Here is a 6,360-nt window from a genome sequence, read left to right as displayed (position 1 = left end):
CCCGGGTTATGGTTCAAGTGGCCACGCCAAAGAACTTCAGCGATGTCAGCCATACCCATAGGTGCGCCTGGGTGACCAGAGTTTGCTTGTTGAACACCGTCCATGCTTAGAGCACGAATAGCGTTAGCAAGATGCTTTCTAGATTGAGTCATAATTGCTTCCAAATAGAGTTAAAGTTTGAAATAGTAAATTTGATATGAAGAGGGGAACGCAAACGTTCCCCCTTTTTTAATTCTTAGTGATTACAGCTTAGCTGCGATCATGTCTTCTAGTTTGCCTTGGTCAACGGCGAAATTGCGGATGCCTTCAGCCAGTTTCTCTACAGCCATTGGGTCTTGGTTGTGATCCCATAGGAACTCAGCGTGAGTCATTGCAGCAGGACGCTCTTTAGTACCGTTAGAGTCGATTAGCTTCTCTACGACTTCGCCTTCCGCTGCTTCTAGGTCTGCTAGAAGTTGAGGAGCGATAGTTAGACGGTCACAGCCAGCAAGTTCAAGGATCTCGCCGATGTTACGGAAGCTTGCGCCCATAACAACTGTCTTGTAACCGTGCTCTTTGTAGTAGTTGTAGATGTCTGAAACAGAGATAACGCCTGGATCTTCTTGAGCTTCGAAATCACGACCTTCTTTCGCTTTGTACCAGTCCATGATGCGACCAACGAAGGGAGAGATAAGGAATACGCCAGCTTCAGCACAAGCACGTGCTTGAGCGAAAGAGAATAGAAGCGTCAGGTTACAGTTGATGCCTTCTTTCTCTAAGATTTCAGCTGCACGGATGCCTTCCCAAGTAGAAGCCAGTTTGATAAGGATACGGTCGTTAGTGATGCCAGCGTCGTTGTACATTTTGATAAGCTGACGCGCTTTAGCAACGCTGCCTTCCATGTCGTAAGAAAGACGAGCATCTACTTCAGTAGAGATGCGGCCAGGTACAACTTTCAGGATTTCTTTACCAATGTTCACGTTAAGCATGTCGCAAGTGTCTTGAACTTGTTGTGCTTTGTCTTCGCTTTGTGCTTTAGCGTATTCGATAGAAGCATCGATTAGAGGTGCGTACTCAGCAATTTGAGCGGCTTTAAGAATTAGAGATGGGTTAGTTGTTGCATCTTCAGGAGTGTACTTGCTGATAGCTTCAATATCGCCAGTGTCAGCTACAACAGTGGTTAGTTTACGAAGTTGCTCTAATTTATTGCTCATTTTGATCATCCTATGTATCGCAGAAGACCTCTTTAATGGGAGAGGTGCGGGCATTTGCAAGCTAACTAATGAAGTTTCTCAAGGTTGTACCAGTGAATTAAACTTACATTAATTTAAATTTTTCTCCGAACGAACATTTGCACGGAACATATGATCGCTCGATGAGTAAATGATGTAGCCATATTTATCCGATCTAGCGTCAAAGTCAACGGTAAATAGTACTGTATGGTGACTTCAGTCAAATATATTTCGCTCTAGTAATTATGGGGTATGTAAGCAAACGTTTAACGGTCAAATTGAGCCTAACTAATCAATCGCAAAACCAAGGTTACTATGCTGAGCAAATGTTTCTTGCTGTTACATATGTTCGGGGTGTAAGCTTGTTTATCGCTTACTGAAACCTCCTATATTAGGAAGTACAGCAGGTAAAATAATTGTTAAATATTGGTTGAGTGGTATATGAGTAACAATATCCAAGATGTTTCCGAAGAAAACACTGATCTCCTAACTGAAGTAGCGGTTGCTTATTACCAAGATGGGGCGACCCAAGAAGAGATCTCTAAAAAATTTTCTATCTCTCGTGCAAAGGTTGGTCGAATGCTCAGGCAAGCCCGAGATGAAGGTATTGTTGAAATCACCGTGAAATACCATCCCGTATTTAGCGCGAAAATCGAACAACGTTTGATAGAGCGTTTTGGTGTAAAGCGTGCGCTTGTAGCCTTAGACCAACCGAATGAAGATAAACAAAGACTGCAAGTAGCAGGCTTAGTATCCAACTATCTGACCAGTACCTTGAAAAACGGCATGGTGGTAACGGTTGGACAAGGTCGTAATGTGTCTTCAGTCGCTCACCATACTGGCGTAATCACGCCACGTGACTGTAAGTTTGTATGTGGTATTGGAGGTATTCACCCAAGAGGCGGTATGTTTAATGCCGACCATATATGTAGACAACTAGCCAAGAAGTACGGCGGTTCATCAGAAACGCTATACGCGCCTGCTTATGCAGAGAATAAAGCGCAAAAAACCGCATTCATGGAAAACAGTACTGTTAAGCAGACACTCGATCTTGCCCGCAAGGCTGATGTCGCATTAGTGGGTATCGGTGATATGAGTGAAAACAGCTACATGGTCGACCTAGGTTGGTTTACGGCGGGAGAGGTGGTTCAATCTCGTTTACTACAAGGTGTGGTAGGGGACTTTGCTGGCTATGATTTTTTTGATGTATATGGTAAAGCGGCAAACACGGTAATGAGTGACCGAGTCATCGGCTTAGGCTTAGAAGAGTTTCGCCCTATCGCAGAGGTGATCGCCATCGCTGCCGAGAACAGTAAGCCATTAGCTCTGCTAGGTGCACTAAGAACTGGTGTGGTAGACGTGATTGCGACGAGTGTAAGTAATGCGTTAACGGTACTTAACTTGGATGAGCAGATGAAGCATGCTGAACTCCAAGACTCATGATTGTTTTACAATTGTAGAGCAATAGATCCACGTTATCTTCTTAGTTTCTAAATCTCAGAGACAGCCAGTTTAGGCTCCCTTTTGTGCAATGAGTTATGAGATTGATGTCTGACGTCTTGATTTTATTGCTTTCTATTTCAATGTTTGAGTCGAAGATAGATACTTGCATAACTCATCATATGGAACAGGACGAGAGAAGTAATAGCCCTGCATCAAGTCACAGCCACATGACTTGAGGGTAGAGAAATGTTCATTCGTTTCTACACCCTCCGCCAATACCACCATCCCAAAGTTCTTACCTATTGCAATGATGTTTTGCACCATTGTGAGCGACTGCAGGTCTACAGTAATGTTTTCAATGAAGCTCTTATCTATCTTTAGTTCATCGATAGGGAGTACCTTCAACATACTCAATGAAGAATAGCCAGTACCGAAGTCATCCAAAGAGATCTTAATATCATTTTCTTTGAGGGCCTCGAAAATTGGCTTCACCAAGGTTACATCTTCAATGAACAGGCTTTCGGTGATCTCTAGTGTTAGGCAGCTTGCTGGCAACTGATATTTTTCGAGTACGGTAAGCAAATGATCGGAGAAAGATTTATGTGAAAATTGACGGACAGATATGTTGATCGATAACCCTATTTTTTGATCAGTTGTCTGACGTAAATGAGCGATTTGCATAACGCTAGACTCGATAATGAAAGTGCCTAGTTTTTGCATTAAACCAGTGCTTTCAGCGATCGGAATAAATACATCGGGTGGAACAAAACCCAGTTCGTCATCAACCCAGCGTACGAGTGCTTCTACACCATGAATGCTATCATCGGCACGGACCAGAGGTTGAAAAACCATGAATAGAGTTTGTTTCTCGATAGCAATGCGTAGTCTTTGCTCTACCTTCATTTTGTAAAGGTGCGCTTCTTGCATCTCCTGCGTGAAAATACTGTATGAGTTTTGATGTTGCTTCGCCTTATACATTGATATATCAGCAGAGCGAAGCAAACTATCTAAGTCTTTTCCGTGTTCAGGGAATATCGCGATACCAATACTGCACCCCAATAAAAATTGAGAATCATCAACATCGTAAGGTTGGGACAGTACTTCTATGATGCGTTCTGCTAGCCGTTTAATTTCGGTATCGTTTGTTAGTGGTGTTAGGAATAAAAACTCATCGCTGGATTCTCGTACCAATAGGCTTAGCTGAGAGCGAAACCTCATTAAACGCAAAGCGATCTGTTTGAGTACTTTATCGCCATAGTCATGGCCGTGTGTATCATTGACACATTTAAAGTTATCTATATCGATAAACAATAATGAGAATTGCTCTGACTCTTGCTCAATCCATTTGCCAATATTTCTTCGCATGTATAGGCGGTTGGGTAGGGAAGTTAATGGGTCGTGATTGGCTTGGTAAATCAGTTGGCTCCGGGTGCGTTGCTCGTTCTTTGCGATTGATTTAACTAAAACGTAGAAACCGATCTGAAGAAAAATAAAGGCGCCGAAGATAATACCAAACTCTTCTACAAAGATGTTATTGATATGAGAAAGGTCTGTGCGACCGACTACCCAGAGTTTGTAATCAGGGATGAATTTAGCGCTGATTAATGAGTGGTATGTGTCATCGTTTATGCTGAAAGAGTATGTCTTTTTATTGGCTTTGGCTTCTTCGATACTGAAAGGAATTTGTTCTAAAAAACTTTCAATGATGCGTTTCATAACATCATCATCAACGGGCTTCGAATAAGCGTCGAGAGATTCTATATCGCTAGAAAAAAACTGACGATAGTTGTCGGACCTCAGCAAAGTTAGCGTGTTGTAACTGCCTGCGTGTGCATTGTCTTCGAACACTATCGTGCTGTCTAAGCGTAAACCAGCACTCATGACGGCATCAACATTCTTGCCATCGATTGAAATTGATTTTCTCAACGGGATAACTAGGCTGTTTAAAGATTCTTGAAAATAAGTCCGTCCCAAAACCATCTTGTCACTTGCCATCGTCTCTAAAAATGAATGCCTCGTGTGCGGGTCTTGGAGTAAGTTTTTTTGATCTGATAGCTGAAGGTTAGAACTGATAGAAATGTAGTCACCCTGAGCGTTGAGCAGCCCAAATGCAGCGATAGCAGGGTGGGTATCAAGTAACTTATCCAAAAGTGGACGGATTTGAATTGCAGCTGTTCGAGTAAAGTCTGACTGCTGGGCGAGCTGATGCCCAACCACTTCCAATAAAGCTTCTTGGCTTGTTAAGAGAGAGCTAACTGAGCCAGAAAAAAGTTCAACTTGAATGTGCTGCTGCTCGATGAAGTCATCTTTGTTTGATTGCCACTTCGTTACGCCCAGCCCGGAGAAAAGTATCAGAGTACACAGTACGATCAGAGCGTACAGCGACCAGATATTTTTCTTAAATAGAGCCATGGCATGCCTTTTGTTAGTTACTGTTTTTAACAGAGTGAAAGGGACAATATATTGGTTTGTTAGGGTGATGCATGTAGTCAAGGATACAAACACCAACAATTAAAGTATCGATAACTGAATAGTATAACGACTACGAGCTGATATTCTTGAGAAAAATATTAGCGTTCAGAATAGTGATCACTATTAACCTATGATCGATCACAGTTTATGTTAGTCAACAATGTCGCGCTCGATGCAACAGTGTTCATAATATTTTGGTTTTACATTACGGTAATCGCTAATTACGTCGCAAAGAACTTACTCCATGGGACTTCAAATCGTCATTTTGAGTAAACTCTTTGCAGTCGCGTACTGTATTCTAATGGCAGCAGTAAACGAAGTTGAATTACTGATTTGTAATCGCAATAGGGAGTTGTTCGTTGGCGCCCCATTCCGTCCACGATCCATCATAAACGCCCATTTCACCTGAATACCCAGCGAGTTTAGCGGCTAATAGAATGATACAAGCCGTTACCCCCGACCCGCAGCTAAAGAACATAGGCTGAGAGGGAGTTAAATTTAACGTTGAAAAGAGGTCGACTAGATCTTCTTGAGGTTTCAATTTACCTGCACTTAATACTTGTGCAAATGGCAGGCAAATCGAGTTGGGAATATGGCCGCTGCGTAAGCCTTTACGTGGTTCCGGTACTTCTGAATCGAAACGAGCTTGTGAACGGGCATCGAGAATGTTGGCGCTCTTGTCATCGGAAAAACGTTGGATTTGTTGAGCATTTACAAAGTAGTTGTCTTGAATGTTGCCTTCAAAGTTGCCCGGTTGTACTTCTGTTTTGTAGTCGGTGTCCGTTGGGTAGCCGGCTTCTATCCATGCAGGTAAACCACCATCTAAGATGTAAACGCTTTTGTGTCCCATAGCCATAAACATCCACCATGCGCGAGGGGAAGCAAAGGTTCCTGAGTTATCGTAAACCACAATCGTACTGTCTTGGTTGATGCCAATTTCTTGTGCGCGTGCGTTGAAGTGTTTTTCGGACGGGAACATGTGAGGAAGTAGGGTGTGCTTATTACAAAAGTCTTTGTCGTAATCAAAACGAATCGCGCCAGGAATCATTTGTCCTTTGATCTTTTCTGACTCGCTTGGGATCTGAAATTCGATACTGGCATCTAGGGTGACGATGTTGTCTTCTGCTAGCAAGCGTTGTTGCAGTTGTTCCGGTGAAATGAGTGGCTGATTCATTCTTCTTGTGTCCATTTTTGTTGTTATAGCTATTTGTGAAGTTATATCGATTACTGTAGT

Annotated in this window: 5 protein-coding genes; 1 reads left to right on the top strand and 4 read right to left on the bottom strand. The window is 42.7% G+C overall.

Annotation, left to right across the window (positions count from 1 at the left end):
- Both OCT63_RS17465 and tal read right to left on the bottom strand, forming a co-directional pair.
- A partial coding sequence (locus tag OCT63_RS17465; protein WP_269984179.1) for a hypothetical protein occupies positions 1-152 on the bottom strand: 152 nt, incomplete at its 3' end.
- Between the two features lie 90 nt (positions 153-242).
- Positions 243-1,193 carry a transaldolase gene (gene tal / locus OCT63_RS17460; protein ID WP_060469580.1) on the bottom strand — a complete coding sequence of 317 codons (951 nt, stop codon included), beginning with the start codon at positions 1,191-1,193 and terminating at the stop codon, positions 243-245.
- A gap of 459 nt (positions 1,194-1,652) precedes the next feature.
- On the opposite strand from tal, the gene OCT63_RS17455 reads away from it, so the two are divergent.
- Positions 1,653-2,654 carry a sugar-binding transcriptional regulator gene (locus OCT63_RS17455; RefSeq protein ID WP_017058113.1) on the top strand — a complete coding sequence of 334 codons (1,002 nt, stop codon included), beginning with the start codon at positions 1,653-1,655 and terminating at the stop codon, positions 2,652-2,654.
- 132 nt (positions 2,655-2,786) lie between these two features.
- On the opposite strand, the gene OCT63_RS17450 is transcribed toward OCT63_RS17455, so the two are convergent.
- Together OCT63_RS17450 and OCT63_RS17445 are read right to left on the bottom strand one after the other, a co-directional pair.
- On the bottom strand, positions 2,787-5,066 hold the full coding sequence (locus tag OCT63_RS17450; RefSeq protein ID WP_269984177.1) for a putative bifunctional diguanylate cyclase/phosphodiesterase: 2,280 nt from the start codon (positions 5,064-5,066) through the stop codon (positions 2,787-2,789).
- Positions 5,067-5,451: 385 nt separating this feature from the next.
- Positions 5,452-6,300 (bottom strand): sulfurtransferase, encoded by an 849-nt coding sequence (locus tag OCT63_RS17445; RefSeq protein ID WP_161684562.1) that lies wholly within the window; start codon positions 6,298-6,300, stop codon positions 5,452-5,454.
- Positions 6,301-6,360 lie beyond the last annotated feature (60 nt).

The sequence above is a fragment of the Vibrio sp. RW genome (genome assembly GCF_027587105.1).
GTDB classification, from domain to species: Bacteria; Pseudomonadota; Gammaproteobacteria; order Enterobacterales; family Vibrionaceae; genus Vibrio; species Vibrio toranzoniae.
This window is presented reverse-complemented; position numbering and strand designations above follow the sequence as displayed.

Bases quoted from the DNA above. Each gene is read 5' to 3' on its own strand.
- OCT63_RS17445 (WP_161684562.1), bottom strand. From the start codon at position 6,300: ATGAATCAGCCACTCATTTCACCGGAACAACTGCAACAACGCTTGCTA.
- OCT63_RS17455 (WP_017058113.1), top strand. From the start codon at position 1,653: ATGAGTAACAATATCCAAGATGTTTCCGAAGAAAACACTGATCTCCTA.
- OCT63_RS17450 (WP_269984177.1), bottom strand. From the start codon at position 5,066: ATGGCTCTATTTAAGAAAAATATCTGGTCGCTGTACGCTCTGATCGTA.
- tal (WP_060469580.1), bottom strand. From the start codon at position 1,193: ATGAGCAATAAATTAGAGCAACTTCGTAAACTAACCACTGTTGTAGCT.